This is a genomic window from Thermostichus sp. MS-CIW-30, from assembly GCF_054058015.1.
In genome coordinates, this window is the sequence record NZ_JBSRZW010000012.1 from 55,105 (window position 1) to 80,411 (window position 25,307).

Genomic DNA, 25,307 nt, shown 5'->3' on the forward strand with positions numbered 1-25,307 from the left:
CCCGACAGCAGGGCTCTATTCTGCGGGCGCAGTAGAAGCATCTGGGATCCCCTCTTGTCCGTTCCTGCCGGCGTCTCTCTCTGCTGGGGGAACTTCCAACTCCAGGGCTTGCCGCACCGATTGAATCTCTTGGGAGAGCAGCACCCGCTCTCGATCCAACAGGCCGACGATCTGCTCCGGGTCTTCCCGCGAGACCACTGGCAATTGGCGCAAATCGTATTCGTACATCGGCTCGGCTGCCACCGCTACCGCCTCATCGGGGAAGGTGGTGAGAACCGGAGATTGGCTGACCTCCTGTACGGTTAGCTCCGCCAACTCCGCCGCCTCCTTATGGGCCAAGGCCCGCTCCAGATCTTCCAGGGTGAGAATGCCCCGCAGCCGCTCCTGTCCGTCCACCACCAACGCGCTATGGCACTTTTGCTGCAGCAAACTCTCCAGAGCTTCTCGCAGCGGTGTGTCTTGCCGAAGCAAAAGAGATGGGGGCACCATCACCTCTTGCACCGTCAGCTCTCTAGGCTCCTGCCCAAGGACTCCGTCAAGCGTTGCGTGGCGATAGCGACGGGCGGAAGGGTAGATGGCCGGCGAATGCAACTGCTCCGTCAGCCAGATGCTCAAACCCACTGCCGCCATCACCGGCAGCGCAATGTGATAGTCCCGCGTCATCTCAAACAGCAGCAAGATGGCCGTTAGCGGAGCCCGCACGCTGGCCGCCAACACCGCCGCCATGCCCACCATGGCGTAGGCAGCAGGGGGAGACAAGGCAATCAAGGGCAAAGCTTGAGATAGCACCTGACCGTAGCCTGCCCCCAGCACTGCCCCCATGAACAAAGCCGGGGCAAAGGTTCCCCCCACAAAGCCGCTGCCCAGGCTCAAAGCGCTCAGCAACAGCTTGCCCAATAGGAGCAGGCCCAGATGGCCAAGAGAAAAGGGAACGGCCTGCAGAATCGACTCAATGGTTTCATAGCCCACCCCCAACGCCAATGGGATCCCCAAGCCCGCGCAGCCCAGGATCCCGCCCCCCAAAATGGGCTTGCTCCAAGCCGGCCAAGCCGCCAGGGGGCCACTGTTGAACAGGTGCTTGCCCCACTCCAGGGTGTAGCTGAAGGCCATAGAAACCAGGCTGGCCAAAAAGCCCAAGCCGAGATACAGAGGTACCTCCAGCAAGCTGTGGATCTCGTAGTCCGGCAAGACAAAAGCCGGCTGGGTGATGGTGGGCAAAAGAAAAGCGGGTTGTGCCCCCAACCCCACCTGGGCGATCAAGGCGGAGACCACCGCCGCCAACACCACCACACTGACAGCAGAAGTGGTGAAGGTGCGGGCCAAAGCCAGCTCCAGCGCCAAAAACACCCCGGCAATGGGCGCGTTAAACCCTGCCGCCAGGCCAGCCGCTGCTCCCGCAGCCATCAACAGTTGCACCCGCTCCCGCGAGAGGCGTAGGTTTTGCCCCAGCAGGGATCCCAGCAAAGCGCCACTTTCCACACTGGGAGCCTCAGGGCCAAGGGAAGCTCCCGCACCCAACGAGATGGCAGCCGCCAAGAGCTTGAGCGGGATCCACCAGGGCTGAAGTGCCAAAGGACGAGCAGGACTCACCAAGCCGGAGAGGCTCAAGTTGGGAAAGGGCACAACTGCCCCCAAAGCGCCGATCAGCAGGCCCCCCAACACCGGCGCCAAAGCCAGCGGCCAGGATCCCAGCAGCCACAGGCCATAGTGTTCTACAGCCCTGCCGAGGCCATCGACGAGGGTGTCCTGCAGCAGATAGCGCCACCAGCCAATCAAGTAGCGAAATCCAACCACCAACAGCCCCGTGCCCAACCCCACTGCCGCCGCCAGCAGCAGCAGCAGGTTCTCGGAGGAGAGGCGCAGGCGGAGAGCGGGGGCGCTGTTCATGATCGGCTCAGGGGCTTTGGGAAGGCAGGGTCAAGATCTCTACACCGGTTTCGGTAACGGCGACCGTATGTTCAAATTGCGCCGAGAGCTTGCCATCCAAAGTGACCGCCGTCCACCCGTCGGAGAGCACCTTCACCTCCCAGGTGCCCTCGTTGATCATCGGCTCGATGGTGAACACCATGCCGGGGCGGAGTTTCTCCCCTTTTCCCCGTTCGCCGTAGTGGGGGATCTGGGGGGCCGTGTGGAATTGCCGTCCCACCCCATGCCCGACAAAATCGCGCACCACGCTGTAGCCCTGGGCCTCGGCGTATTCTTGAATGGCAGCGCCAATGTCGCCGACTCTCCCCCCCGGCTTGACGGCAGCAATGCCCCGCCGCAGACATTCTTCGGTCACCTCCACCAGGCGCCGCGCCCGCTCAGAAGGCTGTCCGACAAAGAAGGTTTTGGACGTATCGCCATGGTAGCCATCCAAAACCGGGGTGACATCGATGTTGATGATGTCGCCTTCTCGCAGGATCTGCTTGGGGCTGGGAATGCCGTGGCAAACCACGTGGTTGACGCTGGTGCAGATGGACTTGGGAAAGCCATGGTAGCCCAAAGGGGCGCTTCTGGCCCCATGCGCCCGCGTCCATCGCTCGGCCTCGTCGTTGAGCTCTTGGGTGGTGACCCCTGGCTGCACCATCGGCTCCAAGTGCTTGAGCAGATCTGCCGCCAGGCGACAAGCCCGCCGCATTTTCTCCAGTTCCCGCGAAGAGAGCAACACAATGGGCTGAGGGGCTTGCGTGAGCGTCTGCAAAGCGGATCCCAACTGCTCCCCCCATCGCTGGGAGCGACGGCTGAGGTCTGTCAACAACGCTCGCATGTCTTCCATCATGAGACCTTATCTGTGAAAAGCTCTGTGAAAACGGATGGATCTCTGCACCTGCAGACTGTCCAGGATTGGGTTCTCAGTTGGGATTCTGAATCGCCTTGCGCCCATTCACAGACCCCTGCCGGCCATTTTCTGCCGCCGACGAATCCGCTGCACCAACCACAGCCCCAGAAAATAGCTGACGAGGGATCCCCAAAAACCGACAAACGCACAGCCGACAAACAGCGTGCCCGACATCTCCAAGCCCCACTGCATCCAGTTTTGCCAGGTGGCCGCCACCAGCTCTGTGGTGGGAAGGACAGTTCGGGATCCCAGTAGCCATTCTCCCACCTGGTAGTTGAATGCATAGATGGGCACATAGGTGAAGGGGTTACTCACCCAGGTCCCTGCCACCGCCGCCAGCTTGTTGCCCCGAAACGGAACAGCCAACACCAGAGCGGCCAACGTTTGAAAGCCGAAGATGGGGAAACAGCCGGCAAAAACCCCTACCGCCAAGCCACGGGCAATTTCTTTTGGCGACGATTGCAGCCGCAACAGGCGCAGATAAAGATAGCGCAGCCAACGCTTCCAGGAAGGATCCCGGCGGGCTAGGGTCGGCCCTGGTTGAGATCCAGAGTAGGATCTGGAATAAAGCTTAAGGGATCCCGGCGAAGGCCAGGAGAAAGAGGGCAGCCTCAACCAAAAGAGGGGGCTCATGGTGGCAAGGGGGCAACTGAGAGAAGGTGTTAAGTCCTGTAAATCCAGTGTATCTTTCCTGCCCTTGGCGACAAAGGGCTATCGGCAAATCTGGGCCGGCAGCAACGGGGTGACGCCGGGGGATCGGTTTACGGAGTGGTCACCTGAGCTTGTCCACCAAGGCCAGCACGAAGTTAAGACCCAAGTAGGAAACCAGCACCACCAAGAATAGGAACAGGGCAATGTTCAGCCCGGATCGCAGGGCAGAGGGCAGGGATCCCGATTTCATTTTGGGATCAGGCTTTTCGGGGGGAGTTGTCATCTGGAGTTCTGGGGAAGACTGTGAATCTAGGATCCCATCTTGGCTGTGCAGGTGTACCCATCGGCTTACTTTCCGAAGATTGAAGGCCTGATACATTTACGCTGAACACTGCTGAACATCACTGTTCAACTATGCAGCGATAGCATTCTGTTTGTTTCCAAACAGAATGGCGGTATCCCGCAAAGCTTTGAGTAGAATACCCAAAGCGCAGTTTCCGTGTCGTCTTACTACCAATTTTCTGCTTTGCTTTGGCTACCATGTTGGCAGACTCGAAAGTAAACAGAAAGATCAACTGGTAGTAATCCGTACTGAACATATTATACATTATTTTCAGTATAGTTGAGCTTATTATTGACTAGAGTCATGCTCTTCTCTGAACACGGAGCAAGCCCAGTTCCTGGCCCCCGGCTAATGGGAGCGACTTGGATCGAGAATACCTGGCTGAAGAGATCGCATCTCAGAGAAGACAACGGCACCGGGAACCATCTGAATCGCTCACCTGTTGAAGATGATGAGTTTTTCCCAGATGGACAATGGGAGTGGATCCGCTGTCTGCAAACTGAGTTATCCTGCCGCCAGAATTGCCTCCAACAAGGGATCCGCCCCAAAACGCACCACATCCGTACAGGGCCGTCCGGTCTCGGCTTCCACCCGGCGGATCTGCTCTAGGGCTGCTTCTTCCTCCCAGCCGAAGGTATTGAGGGCAACCCCCACCACGGGCGCGGGGGCAAAAGCCCCGGCAGCTGCCGCCACCTGTTCATACAGCTCAATCACCTTGGGTAAGGGCGGGATGGGCACGTAGTCTATCCCCTTGATGTGGGTCTGGCCGGCGCGGTGTACCAGGATAAGGTGGGTGGGCTGGGATCCACGCAACAGAGGCAAGGTGGCCGTAGAGGCGGGGTTGAGCAGGGATCCCTGACCTTCCAGGTGCAGAATGTCGTGGTCAGAGCCATAGCGTAAGATCAGTTGCTCCACCGCCCCACTGGCATAGTCCACTCGCACCGCATCCAAAGGGATCCCCTCGCCGCCGATCAGGATCCCAGTTTGCCCGGTGGCCAAAAAGCGGGAGCGCAGGCCCCGTCTCAGGCTGGCCCGGTGCAGCTCTAGGCTGGTGGACATTTTGCCCACGCTCATGTCGGTGCCCACCGTCAACACCCGTTTACAGGGCAAGGTGCGGGCCAGGGCTTTCCCCACCGACAGGTTGGGGGGCTCGCGGCGAATATCCCAGATCCAGGCCCCCGGCTGCAACCACTGCCGAAACTGGGGATCCTCGGCCAAAGGCGTGTGCAGCCCATTCACCAGAGATAGGCCAGCTCGCAGGGCCAGGCCCAACTCCTCCCGCCAGGCTGGCGGCAACTGCCCCCCTGAAGGGGCAATCCCAATCACCAGAACTTCAGGCCGGTGGGCCAGCGCCTCCTCCACCGAGGCCACGATGGGAATGTCTTTGGCAATTCCGGTCAGATGGGCCAGGGATCCCCCCGCCTGCTCCCGGTCGATCACCGCCACCACCGGGAAGGAGCCGTAGCGCAGCAGCCCCAGCCCCGTTTTCCCATGCTCCCCCAGCAATCCCCCGTGGAGCAGGATGGCCACGCGACTTTCGCTGGACAGGGATTCCGGCCTTCCCATTATTCCTCCCGCAGCTCTACCCCCAAGCCCGGTCGGTCGGTGGGGAGCAGGCAGCCGTCCTGCAGGATGGCCCCGGCGAAGGGATCGTCGGTGAGGTTGAGGTGGCTATCCAAGTCCAGGTAATCCACCAGGGGAGCCAAGTGGGCTGCCGCTGTATTCCCCAGGGCTGTGTTGCTGTAGCAGCCCAACATCACCTGTAGGCCGTGGGCTTTGGCGGTGTGGATCATGCGCCAGGCTTCGCTGAGGCCTCCGCATTTCATCAGCTTAATGTTGATCCCGTGGACGCGATCCACCAGAGGGGGGATATCGCGGCTGTCCATACAGCTCTCATCCACAAAAATGGGCAGCTTCGACTCGTGCCAGAGGGTGATCAGCTTCGCTTCCTGCCCCCTCTCCAAAGGCTGCTCCAGGTAGCTCACCCCTTGCCCCGCCAGCCAGTTGCTCATGCTCAGGGTTTGCTCCACCGTCCAAGCGCCGTTGGCATCCACTGTAATCAGGGATCCCAGCGGGATCACCTCTTGTACAGCAATCAGCATGTTCTGATCCGCCATCAGTCCTGAGCCGCTGCCCAGCTTGATCTTAAAGGCCCGCGCTTGGGTCTGTTCCATCCAGGCCAAGGCGCGCTGGCGGGCCGCCTGCGGGGTGGAGATGCCGATCGTCATCGTCGTGGGCGGAATGCGGGAGCGATCCAGCCCCCACAACTGCCACAGGGGCCTCCCCAGCCGTTTGCCCATCCAATCGTGCAGGGCCATATCCACCGCTGCCCGCGCTGCCGAAGGGATCCCGGCCCGCAGCAGTTCTGCCTCGATTGGCTGTCGCTCCCAGGGGGAATGGCGGCGCAGGATCCCTTTGGCCACGTCCAAGCCCATCAGGATGTCGTCCAGAGACTGCTGGCAATCGTCGCTCACCGAAAAAGGGCAAGCCTCTCCCCACCCTTCAACTCCCTCCTCCTCAATTCGCACCCAAGCCAGGGTTGTATCGCTGTGGGTACCTCGGCTGATGGTCAAGGCGTAGCGCTTGTGAACGGTGAAAGGTTCGACGTAGAGCCGCATGGGCATCTCCAGAAGAGGAAGCTTGGAGGGGCAATTGGGCCTGGGCCGCCCCTTTGAGCTTAGCTTGGTTCCCAGCCCAGCCTGCCCCCGTCCCCAAGCCCAGAAAACAAGTTATCCCTTGCCCCGTCCGCCGTCTATGGTGGGATCCAGATCCACCGTTCTCCATACCCTTGCCACCATGAATACCGCCGAACTGCTGGTTCGCTGCCTGGAAAATGAGGGGGTGCAGTACATCTTCGGCGTTCCTGGCGAAGAAAACCTGGAAGTCCTGCAAGCCCTGCGCCGCTCCTCAATTCGCTTTATCACCACCCGCCACGAACAGGGGGCCGCCTTCATGGCCGATGTCTATGGCCGGCTGACGGGCAGAGCGGGGGTGTGTCTCTCCACCTTGGGGCCGGGCGCCACCAACCTGATGACCGGAGTTGCCGATGCCAACCTGGATGGAGCACCCCTAGTGGCCATCACCGGCCAAGTGGGCACCGACCGCATGCACATCGAATCCCATCAATACCTGGATTTGGTGGCCATGTTTGCCCCCGTCACCAAGTGGAATGCCCAGATCGTGCGCCCCAGCATCACCCCGGAGATCGTGCGCAAGGCTTTCAAATTGGCCCAAACCGAGAAGCCCGGGGCCGTCCACATCGACTTGCCGGAAAACATCGCCGCCATGGAAGCCAGCGGCACTCCCTTGAGGAGAGATCGCCTGGACAAAACCTACGCCTCCTATCAAAGCCTGAACGAAGCGGCGTCCCTGATCTCCCGCGCCCGCAACCCCTTGATTTTGGCCGGCAATGGGGCCATTCGCGCCCAAGCCAGCAGCGCCCTCACGGAATTTGCCACCCGCTTGAACATCCCCGTGGTCAACACCTTCATGGGCAAAGGAGTGATCCCCTACACCCACCCCTTGTCCTTGTGGGCCGTTGGCCTACAGCAGCGGGATCTGGTCAGTTGTGGTTTCGACCGCACCGATCTGTTGATCGCCGTCGGCTACGACCTCATCGAGTACTCTCCCAAGAAATGGAACCCCGACGGCACCATCCCCATCGTTCACATCGCTGCCCTGCCGGCTGAAATCGACAGCAGCTACATCCCGCAAGTAGAGGTGGTGGGAGACATTTCCGACTCCCTGATGGAGATCCTGCGCCGCTGCGATCGCACGGGCAAGCCGGATCCCTATGGCCTCAGCCTGCGGCAGAACATCGTCCGCGAGTACACCTGCTATGCCCAGGATCAGAGCTACCCGATCAAGCCCCAAAAGCTGATCTACGACCTGCGCCAAGTCCTGCAACCGGAAGACATCGTCATCTCCGATGTCGGCGCCCACAAGATGTGGATGGCCCGCCTCTACCACTGTGACAAACCCAACACCTGTCTCATCTCCAACGGCTTTGCCGCCATGGGCATCGCCATTCCGGGGGCCTTGGCCGCCAAATTGGTGCATCCCGACCGGCGCATCGTGGCCGTAACCGGAGATGGAGGGTTCATGATGAACTGCCAAGAGCTGGAAACTGCCCTCAGGGTGGGCACTCCCTTTGTCACCCTCATCTTCAACGATGGCGGCTATGGGCTGATCGAGTGGAAGCAACACAACCAGTATGGCGAGGCTGCTTTCGTCAAGTTCGGCAATCCAGACTTCGTTAAGCTGGCGGAGAGCATGGGCCTCAAGGGCTACCGCGTCGAAAAGGCTGCCGAGCTGATCCCCATCCTGAAGCAGGCCCTCGAGCAGCCGGTGCCCACCCTCATCGACTGCCCTGTCGATTACGGCGAAAATCTTTACTTGACCCAGCGGTCGCAAGCGCTGGTCTGCGAGACTTAGGGGGTGAGGTGGATAGGAATGCGAGATTTGAGCCGAGTTGGGGCATAGTAAGCTCAGGATTGGCGGCCTCTGGGAAGTCCAGACTTATGTATCTTTACCGTTGACCCTTAGCAGCCAAGTGCAGTGAAATAGAGGCATTGTGGGTGACCCGCCAGCATGAGCGATCTTCCTTCCCCTCCCTTTACCTCGCGCCGCGCCGGCGCTGCCAGCAAAGCTCTGGCCATCGCCAACGTCAGCATTACCCCCTTTGGCCGCAAGTTAAAGGAGCTGGGCTTTGCCGATGATAAGCAAATCCAGGACATCCAAAACGCCCTCAAAGCGGATCGAGAGGGCAACAGCAAGGCCCTGGCTCTGGTGGTCAAGGATATCGTGGGCAAAGAGATCACCCCTGACCTGGAGCGGGCTTACAAACGGCAGCAGCTCTTTGAACTGAAAATCATCTACGGGATCCCCTCCCTGGATGTCGACCTGGAGCCAGTGGAGATCTCCGAGATGATTGGGCTGATCGACTCGATCTTGCCCCTCGACATCTGCAACCGCTACAAGTTCTTGCCCATTCGCCGCCAGGATAACCAAGTGACGGTGGCGATGGTCAAGCCAGACAACCTGCAGGCACTGGACGACATTCAACGGCGCTTCCGCATCCAGGGGCTGAAGCTGCAGCGGCGGGTCTTCACCCAGCGGGATTTCGAGACCCTGATCAACCGCTACATGGATGCGCAGGCGGAGCTGCTGGCCATCAAGGGGATCAACGACGCGGCTGCTGCCCAACAGGCGGCTGCTGCCCAACAGGAAGAAGAGGTGGTGGTCAACACTGCCGAAATCGATCTGGATGCTATTGAGGATGTGGCTGCCGATGAGGCCAGCGAGGGATCCCTGGAGCAGCAGCTCAAATCGGCAGATGATGCCCCGATTATTAAACTGGCCAACCAGATCCTGATCAAAGCCCTGCAGGATGGGGCGTCCGACATCCACATCGAGCCGCAAGAAGAATACTTGCGCATCCGCTTCCGCAAAGATGGGGTGTTGCGGCAGGCTTTTGAAAACTTTCCCAAGAAGATCGTCCCCGCCCTCACTGCCCGCTTTAAAATCATCTCCAACCTGAATATTGCCGAGCGGCGCCTGCCCCAGGATGGGCGGATTCGGCGGGTCTTCAAGGGACGCAAGGTAGACTTCCGGGTTAGCACCCTGCCCTCCCGCTACGGGGAGAAGATCGTGCTGCGGATCCTGGACAACTCCGCCACCCAACTGGGGCTGGATAAGCTGATCACCGACCCAGAGACCTTGGAAAGCTTCAAGGAGATTGTCAGGCGACCCTTTGGCCTAATCTTGGTGACCGGGCCAACGGGATCCGGGAAAACCACCACCCTCTACTCAGCTCTGGCGGAGGTGAACGACCCGGGCATCAACATCAGCACCGCCGAGGATCCCATTGAATACTCGCTGCCGGGGATCACTCAGGTGCAGGTGATCCGAGAAAAGGGCATGGACTTTGCCATGATCCTGCGGGCCTTCTTGCGGCAAGACCCGGATGTCATCCTGGTGGGGGAAACCCGCGACCACGAGACGGCCAAAACCGCCATCGAAGCCTCCCTCACGGGCCACTTGGTGTTGACCACGCTGCACACCAACGATGCCCCTGGCGCCATTGCCCGTCTGACGGAGATGGGGATCGAGCCATTTATGATCTCCAGCTCGTTGCTGGGGGTGCTGGCTCAGCGCTTGATGCGCCGAGTGTGTACCGAATGTCGGATCCCCTACCACCCCACGCCGGAGGAGCTGGCCCGCTATGGCCTTACCCTCAGTGGCGACGGCGAGCAGCTCACCTTCTACAAAGCCAACAAGCTCTCCCCCAAAGAAGTGGAGCAGCGCAAGGCCACCGGCAAGCCCATCTGCGAGAAGTGTGGGGGTGTGGGCTACAAAGGTCGGGTAGGGGTATACGAGTTCATGCGCATGAACGACCGCCTTGCGGACTTGATCAACAAAGAGGCCCCCACGGAGGTGATCAAAGAAGCGGCGGTGGAAAGTGGCATGAAAACCCTGCTGGCCTACAGTTTGATGCTGGTGAAGCAGGGCCTCACCACGCTGGAGGAGGTGGATCGGGTGACCCTCACCGACAAGGGTCTGGAAAGCGAGCTGAAGGCCCGTGCCAAGGCTCTCAGCACCTGCCGCAACTGTGGCGCGGCCTTGCATGTGGACTGGATGGACTGCCCCTATTGCCTGACCCCGAAGTTTTAGGAAGTCGGCTTGGCACTTGACGATGTTGGGGTGCCGACTATAACAGTCCTATACAGTTGCCTTTCTCACATGGCTTTGGCCGGCGGCTCTTTTGATAGACAGTTCTACTCGCCTTTGGAGAACCCAACCCTATGCCCCAACTGATGATCGAAGACCTCATGGAAGCAATCGTCCAAAAGGGCGGTTCCGACATTCATATCTCGGCGGGTTTGCCCCCCTACTTCCGCATCAATGGTCACCTTGAGCCGACAGAGCATGAGCCTCTCTCGGCAGAGGAGGTGCAGCGGTTGATCTTCAGCATGCTGAACAACAACCAGCGCAAGCAGCTGGAGCAAAACTGGGAATTGGACTGCTCCTATGGGGTGCGCGGGATCGGGCGCTTCCGCGTGAACGTCTACCGCGATCGCGGCACCTATGCTTGCGCCATGCGGGCCCTGGCTTCTGAGATCCCCAACATCGACAAGCTGGGCCTGCCGGATGTGTGTAAGGAAGCAGCTCGCCTGCCGCGGGGCTTGGTGCTGGTAACCGGCCCAACGGGATCTGGCAAATCGACTACGCTGGCTTCCATGATCGACATGATCAACCGCGAACGGGCCGAGCACATCCTCACCATCGAGGATCCCATTGAGTATATCTACACCCCCATTCGCAGCATCATCCACCAGCGGCAACTGGGGGAAGACACCAAGAGTTTTGCCAATGCCCTGCGGGCAGCGATGCGGGAGGATCCGGATGTGATCCTGATCGGGGAGATGCGGGATCTGGAGACCATCCAGTTGGCCATTACCGCCGCCGAGACGGGCCACCTCTGCTTTGCCACGGTACACACCAGTTCTGCCGCCCAGACGGTGGATCGCTTGGTGGATGTGTTTCCGCCCGAGCAGCAGCAGCAGATTCGCGTGCAGCTCTCCAACTCCCTCAAGGCCGTCTTCTCCCAAACTCTGGCCCGCCGCCTCAATCCCAAGCCAGGAGAGCCTGGACGGGTGCTGGTGCAGGAAATCATGGTGGTGACGCCGGCCATTGCCAACCTGATTCGGGAGGGCAAAACTGCCCAGATCTACTCGGCTATCCAGACGGGGGGCAAGCAGGGCATGAAAACGCTGGAGCAAGATCTGGCTAACCTTTACCTACAGGGCAAGATCGACTTCGATACGGCCATGTCTAAGACCTCTCGCCCCGAGGAGTTGCAACGGCTTTTGGGCAACGTTACCGGGCCCTCGCCAGCCGCGGCTGCCCAGCAACAGCGGCCACCAGCAGTTGCCGCCCGTCGCTAAACCTCGTTGCCACCAGGCAGTGCTGGGATCCCGGGGTGAGGGTTCATTGCCGATCTCTAGCCGCTGCCTCAATTTGTGGCTAAGCTCTAGCTGAGAGATCGTTGATCGGCCCAAGGTTTGGGCTGACTTCTCTTTTGCACCTGCGAAACATTTAAAGCCATTTCGTTATTTAGAGCGATCTAGCCGGGGGTACAGCCATGCCGCGCTACAAGGTTCGGGGGTTAAAGGCCGGTCAGCCGGTACGCCTGACGGTGGTGGCCAACAACTTGACCGAGGCCCGCGCACGGCTGCGCCGAGATGGGATTTTCGCCAAACAGGAGGACATTCAGGAAGAAAAGCCCTTTTTCTCCTTGGATACGTCTTTCGATTTCTCAATGCTGGGATCCATCGACATTCGCGACAAGGCAGTGTTCTCCCGGCAATTTGCTGCCTTGATCAACGCCGGCGTGTCGATGGTGCGCTCTCTCACCATCATGGAGGAGCAAACCGGCAACCCCAAACTCAAAAAGTACCTGCGGGCTATCCGAGCGGAGGTGGAGGCGGGGAAAAACCTCTCCGACTCCATCCGCCCTTATCCCGACGCCTTCGACGGCCTCTACTGCAGCATGGTGCAGGCGGGGGAGGTGGGCGGCGTGCTGGACGAAGTGCTCAACCGCCTGGCCAAGCTGCTGGAGGACATGGATCGCCTGCAGAAGCAGATCAAGTCAGCCATGACCTACCCGGTGGTGGTGACGATCTTGGCTGTCTTGATTTTCTTGGGCATGGTGCTGTTCATCTTGCCCACGTTTGAGAGCATCTACAACGACTTGGGTGGGGAGCTGCCCGCCTTTACCCAGTTTTTCATCAACATCAGCAAGTTCCTGCGCACGCCCCAGTACAGCTTGGGGCTGGTGGGCTTTCTAGGGGCCGTCTATTTTGCTTTCCGGCGCTTTTACCGCACCCCCGCCGGCAAAGAAACCATCGACGCTCTGGCCCTCAAGCTCCCCATTTTTGGAGATCTGATTCAGAAGTCGGCGGTGGCCCGTTTTTGCCGCACGTTTGGGGCCTTGACCCGCTCTGGGGTGCCGGTGCTGACTTCTCTGGAGATCGTGCGCGACACTTCCGGCAACCAGGTGGTGGCCAACGCCATTGACGCCGCCCGCCAATCCATCTCAGAGGGAGGGCAGATTGCCCCTGCTCTGGACAAGGCCAAGGTCTTCCCAGTCATGGCCATTCAGATGATCAGCGTGGGGGAAGAGACAGGGGAGCTGGACGCGATGCTGATGAAGACGGCGGATTTCTACGAGCTGGAGGTGGAGGAGGCGGTACGCGCCCTCACCAGCCTGCTGGAGCCGTTGATGATCGTGATCCTGGGCGGTATGGTGGGCTGCATTATCGTGGCCATGTACCTGCCCATGTTCAACGTGTTCGAGCTGGTGAAGTAGTGGATTGGGCTGACCCTTGAACCCCCAGGGCGGCCAGGGCACAGGGTAGGAGCAACAAAGGAGAGGGATCCCATGCTGAGGCGATGGTTAGCGGCCCTGGTGCTGTTTTTGGGGGTAGGGCTGGCGGTTCTGCTTTCCGAACAGCCGACGGGATCCCTGGCGGGACGGGTGGAGCTGCCGGCAGGGGTAGCTCTGGAGAGCGTCCGGGTGATCGCCGCCGGCCCGGCCACGCGCAGCGCCAGCTTGACCGCAGATGGCGAATATCGCTTGGATCGATTGCCTGTTGGGGAATACCAGGTGACGGTGCAGGGATCCGGCCTGGAAACGGTGGGCAGCCAGGGATCCGTTCTGGTGCGGGAGGGGGCAACGGTTCGGATCCCCACCTTGCGCCCTCAGCTTGTCCCCCCCGGCCTCCATCTCTACAGCACCAGCCAGGTGTTTACGACCGCAGAACCGGCGCGGCTGCAGTGGCGGGCCACCAGCCTGGGCTCGGTGCAGCTTAGCCTCTATCGCTTTTCCCTGACAGAGCTGCAGGGATCCCCTCTCTTGCGGGATTTGGCGGATGCTGGCTATGGCTCCCTGGATCCGGCTCTGTATCCCACCCTGCGGCGGGAGCTTGTGCGCAGTTGGCAGCAGCCGGTACCGCGACGGCCAGGAGAGGGGTGGGCAGCCCAAACTGTGGAGCTGGGGATCCTGCCGCCGGGGGCCTATTGGGTGGAGGCGGAGGGCCGGGAGCCGCTGGCGCAAACGGCTGCACCTTTGCCCCGTTTCGACCATTGGTTTTTGGTGAGCGATCTCGGCCTCATCCAGAAGCAGGATGCCAGCCAGTTGGTGGTGCAGGCGGTGCACCTGCGGGAGCTGCGCCCCCTGTCGGGGATCCAGATCCAAGTTTTCGGGGAGTGGGGGGATCCCCTGACGGCCACCACCGATGCAGAGGGGCTGGCCCGCTTTGGCCTGCCGGCGAGAGAGGGTTCTTCCCTGGTGGTCTATGGCCGCAGTGCCGACAACACCCTGCAGGCTTTGTCCCGCAGCTATGCCTATGGCTGGAACCAGCCCCACCGGATCTACGCCTACACCGATCGTCCCCTCTACCGCCCTGGCCAAACCGTCTATTTCCGCGCCCTGGTGCGAGAGCAAACCCGCCTCACGCCGCCCCCCCCAGGACAAGCAGTGCAACTGACCCTTACGGCCCCCAACGGGGATGTGTTGAGCGAACAAACCCTGGCCACCAATGCTTTTGGCAGTGTCCATGGGGAGTTTCAACTGCCAGAAGAAGCGTCCCTGGGCAGCTACGGCCTGGAGTGGCAGGTGTCAGGGCCGCAGGGATCCAGCCGCGAATACACCTCTTTTCAGGTGGAAGCCTACCGCAAGCCGGAGTTTGAGGTGGCGGTGGTGCCCGACCGACCTTGGCTGGTGCGGGGGGGATCCCTGAAGGTGCAGGTGGAGGCCGAGTATCTTTTCGGCGCGCCGGTGGCCGCTGCCCAGCTCCGCTACCGAGTTTACAGCAGCCCCGACTGGAGCCTGCGCTATGGGCTGTTGCCCCGTTCTGCCGAGGAAGACTATTTCGCCGACGACCTGGGAGAGGAGCAGGGCTACTACGGCGGCTACGGCCAGTTGGTGGCGGAAGGAGAAGGGGTGACGGATGCCCAGGGGCGTGCCGTCTTTCACCTACCCCGCCTGTTGGCCGATCTGGACTGGGAAGAAGACAGCTACTGGGGCCCCCAAGAGGTGCAGCAACTGCGCATCGAGGTGGAGGTGACCGATATCAGCCGCCGGACGGTAACAGGATCGGCGCGGGCCTGGGTCACGGCTGGCGAATTTGCTCTGTTTGCGGAAGTGAACCGCCATCTGCCGGCTCCGGGGAATACCCTCACCTACCGGCTGCAAGCCCGCGATTACGATGGCCGCCCCGTCAGCGCCACCGGAGAGCTGAGCCTGGAGCGCTGGCGCTGGGATCCCAAGAGCAACACCTACCAACGGCAAGGTACCCTGCTGCGGCAGCCTTTTCAGATTGTCAACGGGGAAGGCAGCCTCGACCTCCACCTGCCCGCCGACCTGGAGCCGGGAGACTACCGGGTGCGGTTGACGGCATGGGATCCCCGCCGTCAAAGTGCTCCGCACCGCTGGCGCGAACGGGTGCAGGAGGTGGACTATCTCTGGGTGGTGGAGCCGGGCAGCCCCCTACAAAGTTGGGGATCCCTGCCCAGCCTGGAAGTGGTGGCGGATCGGCAGATCTACCAGGTGGGGGAAGAGGCCCAGATCCTGATAGTCTCGCCGCTGCCGGATGTGGCGGTGCTGGTGGGCATTGAGGGATCCCGGCTGCACCAGGTGCAGGTGCTGCGTCTCCAGGGGCATACGGCCACGCTGCGGCTGCCCATCCGCGGCGACTATCGTCCCAATCTCTACGTCACTGCCACTGCCATCGGCCCAGAGCGGCGGCTGTACCGAAGCGAGGCTCTGCTGCGGGTCTCCCCCTTGGATCGCTTTTTGCAGGTGGAGCTGCAGACCGATAAGCCCAACTATCGACCGGGCGAGACCGCCCAAATCCAAATCCGCACCCGCGATGCCCAAGGGCAGCCGGTGAGCGCCGAGGTGGGCCTAGGGATTGTAGACAATGCCCTCTACCTATTGCGACCCGACTTCACCCCGGATATTCGCCGCTTCTTCTATGGGCGCCAGTACAACCAAGTTACCACCACTACCTCTTTCCCTCAGCAATATCCCGGCGGTGCCGACAAGCTGGCCGGCCAAGTGCGGGAAGACTTTCGCGATACCGCCGCCTGGTTTCCGGATCTGGTCACCGATGCCGATGGCCTGGCTCAGGTGCAGGTGCGCTGGCCCGACAACCTCACCACCTGGCGCTTGACCGCCCGCGCCGCCACTGCCGACACCCAGGTGGGATCCGCTCTTGCCACAGTCTCGGTTAGCAAAGACCTGTTGGTGCGCTTGGCCGCTCCCCGCTTTTTCCGGGTGGGGGATCAGCTCACCTTGGCGGCCATTGTGCAAAACCGCACGGGTCAAGCCCAAGCGGTGGAGGTGCGGCTGGAAGTTCCTGTTCCTGCCGGTGGGATCTTGAAATTGCAAGGCCCGGAACGACAACGCCTCACCGTGCCGGCCCAAGGAGCAGGGCGGGTGGAATGGCCTCTCCAGGTTCTGGGGGCCGGAGATACCTCTCTGCGGGTCTGGGCGGAAGGGAATGGGCTGAAAGATGCGTTGCAACTGCGGATCCCCAGCCAGCCCTTTGGGGCGGCGCATCGCTTCTCCCAAGTGGGCCAACTGGGAACCCCGTCTGGCTTGCGTGAAGGGGAGTCTGGCAGTCTGGAGTTGCCGCTGGATTGGCCCGCCACCTGGGTGCCGGGATCCCGGCAGCTTCACCTGGAACTGGCCGCTAGCCCGGCAGCAACCCTGCTGGGGCCGCTGGATTACCTGGTGAAGTTCCCCTACGGCTGCACCGAGCAAACCCTGAGTCGCTTCTTGCCCGCCCTAGCCGTCACCCAAGTCAGCGAGCAGTTGGGCTTGAACCTGCGCTCTCAAACCCTGGAGCGGCTGCCTCGAGTGCTTCGATCCGGCTTGCAGCGACTGGAGGGATCCCAGAACTTCGATGGGGGCTGGGGCTGGTGGGCCTATGACCGGAGCAACCCCTATCTGACCGGATACATCCTGCAGGGGTATCACCTTGCCCAAGCTGCTGGCTATGCCCTCAAAGAGTGGCGGGTGCGGCAGGCCTTGGACTATCTGGCTGCTCAGGACTATCTGGCCGCTCAACTGGCCCAGCCCCAAGCCCTCTCCCCGGATCTACAGGCTTTTGTCGCCTACAGCCTGGCCCTCTGGGATCCCGCCTTGGTGACTGCCGACCTGCCGCCGCCGGAGCGGCTCTCCACCTTTGGCCTGGCCTACCATGGCCTGGCTGCCCTGCAACTGGGCCAGAGGGATCTTGCCCAGGCAGCCCTGGATGAGGTTCTGGAGCGGCGGCAACAGGATCCCCAAGGGCGCTGGTTTATCCCGGCTGCTCCAACTCGTGCGACCCAAGAGCGCTCCACCTACGACGACATGGAGGTGGCCGGCCCGCTTTTGCAATTGGCCGTTCGCTTGCAGGATGACCGGGCTGCCCAGATTGCCGAGGCCCTTCTCCAGCAGCGGCAAAACAACCGCTGGCGCACCACCAAAGCCACCGCCGATGCTCTCCTCGGCCTATCTGCCTACTACCAGGCCCAGCAGCAGCAGCTTCCCGGCCCCGGCGAGGTGCGGGTGTTGGATGGGACAACCGGATCCCTTCTCGGTCGCTGGCAGGCCGGCCCTGCGGATCCCCGCTATGGGCTGGATTGGGCTGACGCAGAAGTGGGGAACCTGAGCAGCCTGCGCCTGGAAAAGTCCGGCCCCGGCCCCCTTTACTACAGCTTGAGGGGAGAAGCCTTCGTCCCCAACCCTCTGCCCTCTCAAGCCCAAGGCTTTGCGGTGAGCCGCAGCTACTTCCGCCTACAGCCCCAGCTCCAACCCAACGGGGAGATCCGCTACCGAGAGCAGCCGCTGCGCCCTGGCGACACAGTAAGGGCCGGAGAAATCCTCCTGGCCCGGTTGACGGTGGAAGCCGAGCGGGACAGCCACTACGTGGTGGTCGAGGATCCCCTGCCCAGCGGCGCCGAGATCACCTCCCAGGATCCGCGAGAGTTCACCGGCTTGGCCCCAGACTACTGGTGGGACTGGTTTTGGACCCGCCAAGAGAATCGGGATGACCGCGTGGCCTTTTTCAGCACCGAGCTCAAGCAGGGTCGCCATGAGTTTGTCTATCTCTTCCGTCCGGAGATCCCCGGCCAATTCCAGGTGGCTCCTGCTTTGGCAGAAGAAATGTACGACCCCAGCCGCTATGGCCGCAGCGCCGCTTACTCCCTCGAAGTTCTCCCTTGAATGCCTCGAACCTGCCCACTTGGCCAGAAACAAAGTAACCAGTTGCGTCAGTGTGGCCCAAGGGCTGACGCAATGAGCAGCTGCGCATGGCTGGGCCGCCCCCAAAGCACCTGCTCCTGTTTGTAAACGACCATGCCGGGCGGGGATCCCTTGGGTTTGAACACCAGTTTCGGGCGAGTGTAGACTACCGGCACCTGTTCGCTGAGGCGACCGCGGCTGAAATGGGCCGCCAAATCAGCAGCCGCCTGCAGATCTTCGCTTTCTGCCACAGCGCCGGGGGGCAAGCGCAGCAGCACATGACTGCCGGGGATCTCTTGGGCATGAAACCACCAATCGTGTTCCTGAGCCACGCGAAAGGTGAGCTGATCATTTTGCAGGTTGTTGCGCCCCACCCAAATGGAGAAGCCACTGGGGCTGGTAAAGCGGTGGGGGTTGAAGGTTGCCGGTGAGGCATGTTTTGAGCTCGCCCGCAGAGACTCTGTCCCGCTGTTGCGAGTGGGACTCTCCAAGTAGCGCTGTTCAATCAGCTCGGTCTCAATTTCCTTGAGGGTGGTTAAGTCTTGGGGATCCCGATAGGTTTCCAGCTGCTGTAGAGAGGCTTCCACCTGCTCGAGGTAGAGGATCTCTTGGCCGAGCGCCTCTTGTAAAGGTCGGAGGGCATCCTGGGCCCGTTTTTGTTTGCGGTGCTTGCGGTAGTAGGCTTGGGCATTGAGAATGGCATTTTTTTCGGGGTCGAGAGGGATCTTGACCGTCTGGCCGCTGGCAAAATCCGGCAGCTCGATGTGGTGCAGCCCTGGCCGCCAAAGGTGGAGGTGCGCCATCAACAAGTCGGCAGCCTGCTTGGAGGCTTCCGCTTGGGTGGAGTCGGCCAGCATTGCCTCAAATTGCTCTCGCCGCTGATAGAGCTTTTTCAGCAGGGTGGATACCCTTTGCAGCAGACGGTGGCGCTCTCGCTCAAACTGTTCGCGGTTAAGCTGAGCCTGGTAGTAGCCTTCCAGAAGTTGGTGCAGATTGAGTCGAGAAGGTTGTTGCAGGGACTCCGTCCCGCTAACGGGAACGGCACCGCTTGCCCAGCCGAGAACGGTGTATCCCTGGGGAGTGGGAGCTGGGTCAAACTGGCCTGTTTCCAGACGGGTTAACCAGTCTTGCCACCTGGCAAACAGTGCCTGCCAATCGCGGGCAGAGAGGTGATCGGTGGAGGTTTGCGGCGGGATCCCAGCCTGATGGCACATCGCTTCCACCAAATGCCGACTGAGGCCGCGATAACAGCGCAACAGCCGTTGGCCGATGGGGCCAGGGATCAGGGCGACGCGCTCTTGCCACCAGGAAAAGGGCTCGGATCGCTGCGGGATCGGGTCGGTTAGGGCCGGGGGGGCTTCATAGGGCAGGCCCGGTTGTACCGGACGGATCCGCGATTGGCGCTCGCTCACCCCATGACCACTGGCCAAGATCATGCCCGCCTCGTCCACCAAAATGGCGTTGCTGTACTTGCCCATCACCTCTAGGTAGAGATGGCGATGAGGGGGATCCCCGGGCCGAGGGGCAAAGCGCAAGTCAATCACCCGTTCCCAATCCTCCAGCAGAGCCAGCTCCGTCAGAGCCAAACCCTTCAGGTGCCGTTGGAGGAACTGGCTAAATTGAAAGCCATCCGGCTCTTTGGGAGGAGGCTGACAGAGGTGGAGACGGGCCGCCTGAGGATGCCAGCACAACAGCAAGCAGGGGCGGGCAGTGAGGGTGCGCAAGCCAATGACCACCGTCCACAGATCGGTCTGTTGGATCCATTCCACGCGGGCAGGCAACAATGGATCCCGACCTGTCTTAGCCTGGGTTAGATCGGCGAGCACAGCGCGCAGGGTGGTTAAATCAACCGGCTGCATCCCTGTTGCTGATACATTTACGCTGAACACTGCTGAACATCACTGTTCAACTATGCAGCGATAGCATTCTGTTTGTTTCCAAACAGAATGGCGGTATCCCGCAAAGCTTTGAGTAGAATACCCAAAGCGCAGTTTCCGTGTCGTCTTACTACCAATTTTCTGCTTTGCTTTGGCTACCATGTTGGCAGACTCGAAAGTAAACAGAAAGGTCAACTGGTAGTAATCCGTACTGAACATATTATACATTATTTTCAGTATAGTTGAGCTTATTATTGACTAGAGTCATGCTCCTTCGCTACGCAATGCTCAGGCGGCTGGTCTGAGGCTGGCTTATTCTGACCCTTGGCCCGCAGATCCGACGCCCCCGACAGATGTTGAGACGGGTCTGGAGTGGCTGGTGAAAAACTCTGGGCAAGTTTTACCGGGTAGTTTCACCACCTCTATCCCTATGGTGCTCCGCACCGCCGAGGCGACTGGCTGGGCAGGAGTATCCAACTCGGCAGAACAGAAGGGGTTGACCGCCTAATCTTCGTCTTCATCTTCTTCGTCATCTCCGTCTTCCCATTCCTCATCGAGATCCAGCAGCAGGGCATAGAGCTGATCAAAAAGCTCTGGCGGCTCATCGGGGGTGAGCAGGTAGGGATCCCCTTCGTCAGGCAGAGCGGCGTAGAGCAAAACGGGATCGAGGGGGGTAAAGATGCCGTATTTCTTCTCTTGGTAGAAAAAGGTAGCTAGCAGTTGAAACTCCTGGGCATCTTCCTCGCTCTCGCCCAGCTCGAACACATCTTCCTCTTCGACTGGGGGCAATTCCCCCTGAACCGTGAGGATGTCGAAGCCATTTTGCTGCAAGGTGAGGTTCAACTCCCCCAAGACAGCCTGGATGGTGGGCAGGGTAGCCTGTAGCTCTTCGGGATCCGGCTCGTCCAGGATCCCTTCCATGTTGGCATCGCCGTTCACCGCTTGGCTGGGTTCTTCTTCCCCTTCCCAAACCAGCACTTTGATCACAGCATCAACGGGAGTCACCAGAGCATAGGTCTGCTCGTCGATGACCACCTGACGCAGGATCTCGCACTTGAGAGGCTGGTTTTGCTCGTCGCGGAGCACCAAGGTTTCATGGGATTCAGTCATTGAAAACAGCCCAGGGTAGGAAAGACGGGGGTGTACAGAAGCTCATTCTCCCATGTTCTGCCCCCCTGCAATGCTGAGGGATCCCTTCCAGGCCCACCGGCAGAACTCTATGCTTCGGCTTCTCCTTCTGCTTGGGTTAAGGCTTCCAGAGCCAATAAAATCTCCTCTTCTCGGCGGGCGTAGGTTTCTTCGTCAATTTCTCCCAAATCTAGCTGAATTTGCAGGGCCGTAAGTTCTTTTTGCAGGTTTTCTTTGCTATCCAGCTGTGCTTCGGCGCGTTCTTGGATCTGCTCTGCTAGCCAAAGCAAACTTTGGGCCGGCCAAGTCAACAATTGCCAAACCATCCCAGGGCCCCTAAAGCAGATGATGAGTCTTCGTAATCCTATCAATTTGGATTCTCAGGTGGCCATTGCCCCGGCCTAGCCGTGAAACTTTTTGTTCCCTTCCTCCCCAAGCTGGAAAGACTGGGACACGCACGAAGCGCCAGGGGAAACACTGGCTATTGGTGCTCAGGCAAGTCCTAGCCGCGAAGACTAATTCTCTCGCTGGTGCTTCTCGATCCACTCCATGAGCTCCCCCTCGGAATGGGTACACAGGCGCTCTCCCGTGATTGGGTCTTGGACAGACCACCAGACCATGCCGCTGCCATCTACCCACTGCCGCACCCGCAGTTCATCGCAGGCCGCCAAGACTGCCTTCAGGCTCTGCCAAAGGTGGCGCAGTCCTCTGAAGAGCGCTGAAGAGAAGGGATCCCTGCCGCCGTACTCGGCTGCCAGCTGCCGCTCTTCTTGTTTCAGCAGCTCCATCAAGCGGGTGTTGTTGGCCGCCCTAGCTGCTTCCAAACGACGGGCCAGGGAGGCTGCTATGTTTTGGCGATGGCGGGCCAGGAGACTTGTCCCCCTCATTTCAGCGATTGCACTCATAAGGCTGCTCTACATACCAGTACCTCTACACGATCAATCCTACCAAAAAATCTGTAGTCAAGGATACGAAAAGTGCAAAACCATCGGTCCTGCACGCTAACGTGCGGGATCCGATCCCAGTGCCCTGCCTGGGAGCTGCCGGAAGTTAATCCAACAAGGGGCCACCTGAGCAGCTCAGATCAATCGGCGGCTTCCCCGGACGGATTTAACAGGGGCTAATCCACAGGCAGCAAATTCAAGCGGAGCGGCAACCGGAGTTTTTCCGCGTCTTGCAGGAAAAAATGCTTGCAAGCCTACTTCCACGGAGCTGCCACAACTCGGAACGAGCCGACCAAAACAGCTTAGGCAGGAGGTGGAGAGGAAAAGGATGGGGGGCTATCAACTTCAATGTAGCCTAACCCTCTCTTCTGGACGATGGTCCGTAGCTCCTGAATCAACTTTTGATCTTGGGAAGCGGTACGTGCTCCTGACTCGGCAGCCCATTCTTTCAAGCTTTGAATTTGGTCACGAGCGATGGCAGCTAGAGGAACCGTTTGGCGAATGGCGGTCAGGATATCTTCTTGGGTGAACTCGCGGGGTGGATCCTGATTAAAGGCCATGTGCATGGCATCGTAAATGGTCTGTTCAATTTCCGCCCCGCTGAAATCTTCTGCAGCCATGGCCAGCTCAGTATAGGAGAAGTCTCGTACTCGGTTGGACCGTAGCCGTTGGACATGGACTCGAAAAATCTCTTCCCGCTCCTTTTGGTTGGGTAAGTTAACAAAGAAAATTTCATCAAACCTCCCCTTGCGAAGCAGCTCAGCGGGCAAGACGCGGACATTATTGGCAGTGGCGACAATAAAAACGGGTTTGGTTTTTTCCTGCATCCACGTAATCAGGCTGCCGAAGACGCGCTTGCTGGTGCCCGAATCGCCGGAAAATTCGCTGTTGACACCGCCAAAGGCTTTGTCCAGCTCGTCGATCCACAAAACACAAGGAGCCATCGCCTCGGCAATTTGGATCATCTGGCGCACGCGGCTTTCACTTTCGCCGACAATGCCTCCAAACAATCGTCCCACATCCAGCTTGAGCAGAGGCATCCGCCACTCGCGGGCGATGGTTTTGGCACATAGGGATTTGCCGGTGCCCTGAATGCCAACCAGCAAAACTCCTTTGGGACTCGGCAGGCCATAGGCATGGGCCTGAACACTGAAGCTGTTGCGGCGCCCCCTAATCCAGGCTTTGAGGTTTTCCAGGCCACCGACGTTTTGTAGAGTCTCAGAGGGATTGTAAAACTCCAGGATTTCAGTTTGGCGGATGTATTGTTTTTTCTCTTCCAAAACGAGATCAATATCCCCTTCGCTGACTTTACCGCTGGAAGTACAGACAACCTCGGTTGACCCCTCTTCAGCGATTTCGCCAATCACCAGGTGAATGTGGCTTTGCCCATTCTTATTGGCTTGAAGCGGCGGCAGCTCAAGAGTGGCAGGATAGGCCGTGCCGCTTTTGAATAAAGGAAAGAAATCCGGTGCCTGTAAATAGGGGTTCCAGAGGTGCAAGGCATAAGTATGGCGGAGATGATCTTGGAGATGGGCAAAACGAGTTAGGGCTAATGCTCTGTCGTCAAGGGATCCCTTAAGTACAGCGCCTCTCCTGTTGACTCCCCGCAGTTTAGCTGCCGGCTAGGGGCAAGTAGCATGGGTTGTCAGCTAGGGGATCCCGCTAGCGTTTTGCAGGAGTTGGGGGAGGTAGGTAGAGGGTATCGCGGTGGTCAAACCAGATGCTCGCCAAACCTTTAAGCCAGAGGGACAGCCAGATCCATTTCCACTTGAAATCAAGTCTTGCGCCTTTGAGGTTTGCGCCTTCTACAGTGGCATGATCCAGGTTGGAGCCTTCCAAGTTGGCATAGCTCAGGTCAGCCCAACTGAGATCGGCCCCGCTGAGATTGGCTCGGCTGAGATCGGCCCCGCTGAGATTGGCTCCAATAAGGTTGGCCCCGCTTAAATTGGCGCCGACCAGCTTGACTCCGCCCAAGTCGATCCAGTTCAAGTTAGCTCCGCTTAAGTCGGCTCCCTCCAGGTTTCTGTTGTCGGGCCGACCATTGACCAGTTCCCACACAAGATGCCACTTGGCATCGAGCTGAGTTTCTGGAGAAAGAATAGAGCGTCGCAGGTTGGCCAATTTCAGATCTGCCCCCCTCAGGTTGGCCCCGCTGAGGTCGGCACCGCTGAGGTAAGCGTTACGTAACTTGGCTCTGCCCAGCTTGGTCTGGGTTAGGTTGGCTTCTCCTAGCTTGGCCTTGTTGAGGCTAGCTGCGCTCAGGTCAGCCCCGCTGAGATCGGCTCTGCTTAGGGAAGCTCGGCTTAGGTTAGCTCCGATGAGCTTGACTTGGCTAAGGTCTGCCCGGCTCAGGTTGGCTTTCCTCAGATCTGCCCCGCTCAAGTCCGTTTGGCTCAGGTAGCGCAGAGAGCTGGGAGCATTGACATCAAGCAAGTTCAAACCCGACCTGCCCAGCTTGGCCTCGCTGAGGTTGGTGCCGATGAGGTTAGCCTCCCTCAGGTCGGTGCCAACTAAGCTGGCCTTGCTCAAGTTGGCTCCAATGAGCTTGGCGCCGACCAATTTGGCCCCCACCAGTTTGGCCCTGACCAGTTCAGCCTTGATCAGGCTGGCTCCACAGAGGTTGGTTCCCTCCAGGTTTGCCTTATTCAGATTGGTCTGGCTGAGGTTGGCGCCTCTCAAGTCCGCCTGACTCAGATTGGCTTTGCCCAACTCTGCCCACCTCAAATTTGCCCCGCTGAGGTTAGTTCCTCTCAGGTCAGCCTCCACCAAGCTCGCCCCTGTAAGCTTGACTCCGCTCAAGTCAGCCTGGCTCAAATTGGCCCTGCTCAGGTCGGCATAGATCAGGTTTCTTGCCTGAGCACGGCCGTTGACGAGCTCCCACACCAAGCGCCACTTGGGATCCAGCTGTGTCTCAGAAGAGACGAGAACTCTGCGCAGGTTCGCCAGCTCCAGCTTGGCTCCGCGCAGGTTGGCCTGAGTCAAGTCGGCCCCCTCCAAGTTGGCCTCGCTGAGGTTGGCTTGGCTGAGGTTGGCTCCTCTCAAGTTGGCCGCGGCCAGCCTCGCCCCTTTGAGATTTGCTCGCGTCAGGTCTCTTCCCCTCAGGTCGGCCCGCTCTAGAATAGCCCTGCTCAAGTCAACGTGGTTCAGTTTTTTTTCCTGAGCACGGCCGTTGACGAGCTCCCACACCAAGCGCCACTTGGGATCCAGCTGTGTCTCAGAAGAGACGAGAACTCTGCGCAGGTTCGCCAGC

General features: G+C 59.9%; 16 protein-coding genes and 1 pseudogene. 5 read left to right on the forward strand and 12 right to left on the reverse strand.

What is annotated here, in order from left to right; genetic code table 11:
* Positions 1-15: 15 nt before the first annotated feature.
* From ACVWXW_RS07210 to ACVWXW_RS07235, 6 genes are all read right to left on the reverse strand, one after another.
* Positions 16-1,887 carry a chloride channel protein gene (locus ACVWXW_RS07210; protein ID WP_457403357.1) on the reverse strand — a complete coding sequence of 624 codons (1,872 nt, stop codon included), beginning with the start codon at positions 1,885-1,887 and terminating at the stop codon, positions 16-18.
* A 7-nt stretch (positions 1,888-1,894) separates the two neighbouring features.
* Positions 1,895-2,683 (reverse strand): type I methionyl aminopeptidase, encoded by a 789-nt coding sequence (gene map / locus ACVWXW_RS07215; protein ID WP_457403373.1) that lies wholly within the window; start codon positions 2,681-2,683, stop codon positions 1,895-1,897.
* Between the two features lie 183 nt (positions 2,684-2,866).
* On the reverse strand, positions 2,867-3,454 hold the full coding sequence (locus ACVWXW_RS07220) for a DUF2062 domain-containing protein (protein ID WP_457403359.1): 588 nt from the start codon (positions 3,452-3,454) through the stop codon (positions 2,867-2,869).
* 139 nt (positions 3,455-3,593) lie between these two features.
* Positions 3,594-3,755, reverse strand: a complete 162-nt coding sequence (locus tag ACVWXW_RS07225; RefSeq protein ID WP_414352050.1) for a hypothetical protein — start codon at positions 3,753-3,755, stop codon at positions 3,594-3,596.
* Positions 3,756-4,319: 564 nt separating this feature from the next.
* The gene (locus ACVWXW_RS07230) at positions 4,320-5,381 is read right to left on the reverse strand and encodes a DUF1611 domain-containing protein (protein ID WP_457403360.1); all 1,062 of its coding nucleotides are present in this window, start codon (positions 5,379-5,381) and stop codon (positions 4,320-4,322) included.
* Entirely contained in the window at positions 5,381-6,433 is a 1,053-nt protein-coding gene (locus tag ACVWXW_RS07235; RefSeq protein WP_457403361.1) for a dipeptide epimerase, read from the reverse strand. Before ACVWXW_RS07235 ends, ACVWXW_RS07230 begins: the two co-directional genes overlap by 1 nt.
* Positions 6,434-6,611: 178 nt before the next feature.
* On the opposite strand from ACVWXW_RS07235, the gene ACVWXW_RS07240 reads away from it, so the two are divergent.
* The 5 genes from ACVWXW_RS07240 (at position 6,612) to ACVWXW_RS07260 (ending at position 18,090) form a co-directional block, all read left to right on the forward strand.
* A complete protein-coding gene (locus ACVWXW_RS07240; RefSeq protein WP_457403374.1) occupies positions 6,612-8,249 on the forward strand; it encodes an acetolactate synthase large subunit in 1,638 nt (545 codons plus the stop codon).
* A gap of 156 nt (positions 8,250-8,405) precedes the next feature.
* Positions 8,406-10,487 carry a GspE/PulE family protein gene (locus tag ACVWXW_RS07245; RefSeq protein WP_457403362.1) on the forward strand — a complete coding sequence of 694 codons (2,082 nt, stop codon included), beginning with the start codon at positions 8,406-8,408 and terminating at the stop codon, positions 10,485-10,487.
* A 131-nt stretch (positions 10,488-10,618) separates the two neighbouring features.
* On the forward strand, positions 10,619-11,761 hold the full coding sequence (locus ACVWXW_RS07250) for a type IV pilus twitching motility protein PilT (RefSeq protein WP_414383847.1): 1,143 nt from the start codon (positions 10,619-10,621) through the stop codon (positions 11,759-11,761).
* A gap of 197 nt (positions 11,762-11,958) precedes the next feature.
* A complete protein-coding gene (locus ACVWXW_RS07255) occupies positions 11,959-13,185 on the forward strand; it encodes a type II secretion system F family protein (protein ID WP_457403363.1) in 1,227 nt (408 codons plus the stop codon).
* A 72-nt stretch (positions 13,186-13,257) separates the two neighbouring features.
* The gene (locus ACVWXW_RS07260) at positions 13,258-18,090 is read left to right on the forward strand and encodes an alpha-2-macroglobulin family protein (RefSeq protein WP_457403365.1); all 4,833 of its coding nucleotides are present in this window, start codon (positions 13,258-13,260) and stop codon (positions 18,088-18,090) included.
* 47 nt (positions 18,091-18,137) lie between these two features.
* Here the strand turns inward: ACVWXW_RS07260 and ACVWXW_RS07265 are convergent, their stop codons facing one another.
* The 6 genes and pseudogenes from ACVWXW_RS07265 to ACVWXW_RS07290 form a co-directional block, all read right to left on the reverse strand.
* Positions 18,138-19,967: an Rqc2 family fibronectin-binding protein gene (locus tag ACVWXW_RS07265; RefSeq protein WP_457403366.1), complete on the reverse strand. Its 1,830-nt coding sequence runs from the start codon at positions 19,965-19,967 to the stop codon at positions 18,138-18,140.
* 522 nt (positions 19,968-20,489) lie between these two features.
* Positions 20,490-21,095, reverse strand: coding sequence for a DUF3727 domain-containing protein (locus tag ACVWXW_RS07270; RefSeq protein WP_011433718.1), 606 nt, complete (start codon positions 21,093-21,095; stop codon positions 20,490-20,492).
* A gap of 107 nt (positions 21,096-21,202) precedes the next feature.
* Positions 21,203-21,439, reverse strand: coding sequence for a gas vesicle protein GvpG (locus ACVWXW_RS07275; protein ID WP_011433717.1), 237 nt, complete (start codon positions 21,437-21,439; stop codon positions 21,203-21,205).
* Positions 21,440-21,628: 189 nt separating this feature from the next.
* Positions 21,629-22,018 (reverse strand): hypothetical protein, encoded by a 390-nt coding sequence (locus ACVWXW_RS07280; RefSeq protein ID WP_457403367.1) that lies wholly within the window; start codon positions 22,016-22,018, stop codon positions 21,629-21,631.
* Positions 22,019-22,359: 341 nt separating this feature from the next.
* Positions 22,360-23,367 (reverse strand): annotated as a pseudogene (locus ACVWXW_RS07285) (AAA family ATPase); the annotation flags it as partial.
* A 352-nt stretch (positions 23,368-23,719) separates the two neighbouring features.
* Positions 23,720-25,307: pentapeptide repeat-containing protein (locus tag ACVWXW_RS07290; protein ID WP_457403369.1), on the reverse strand; the 1,588-nt coding region annotated here is incomplete at its 5' end.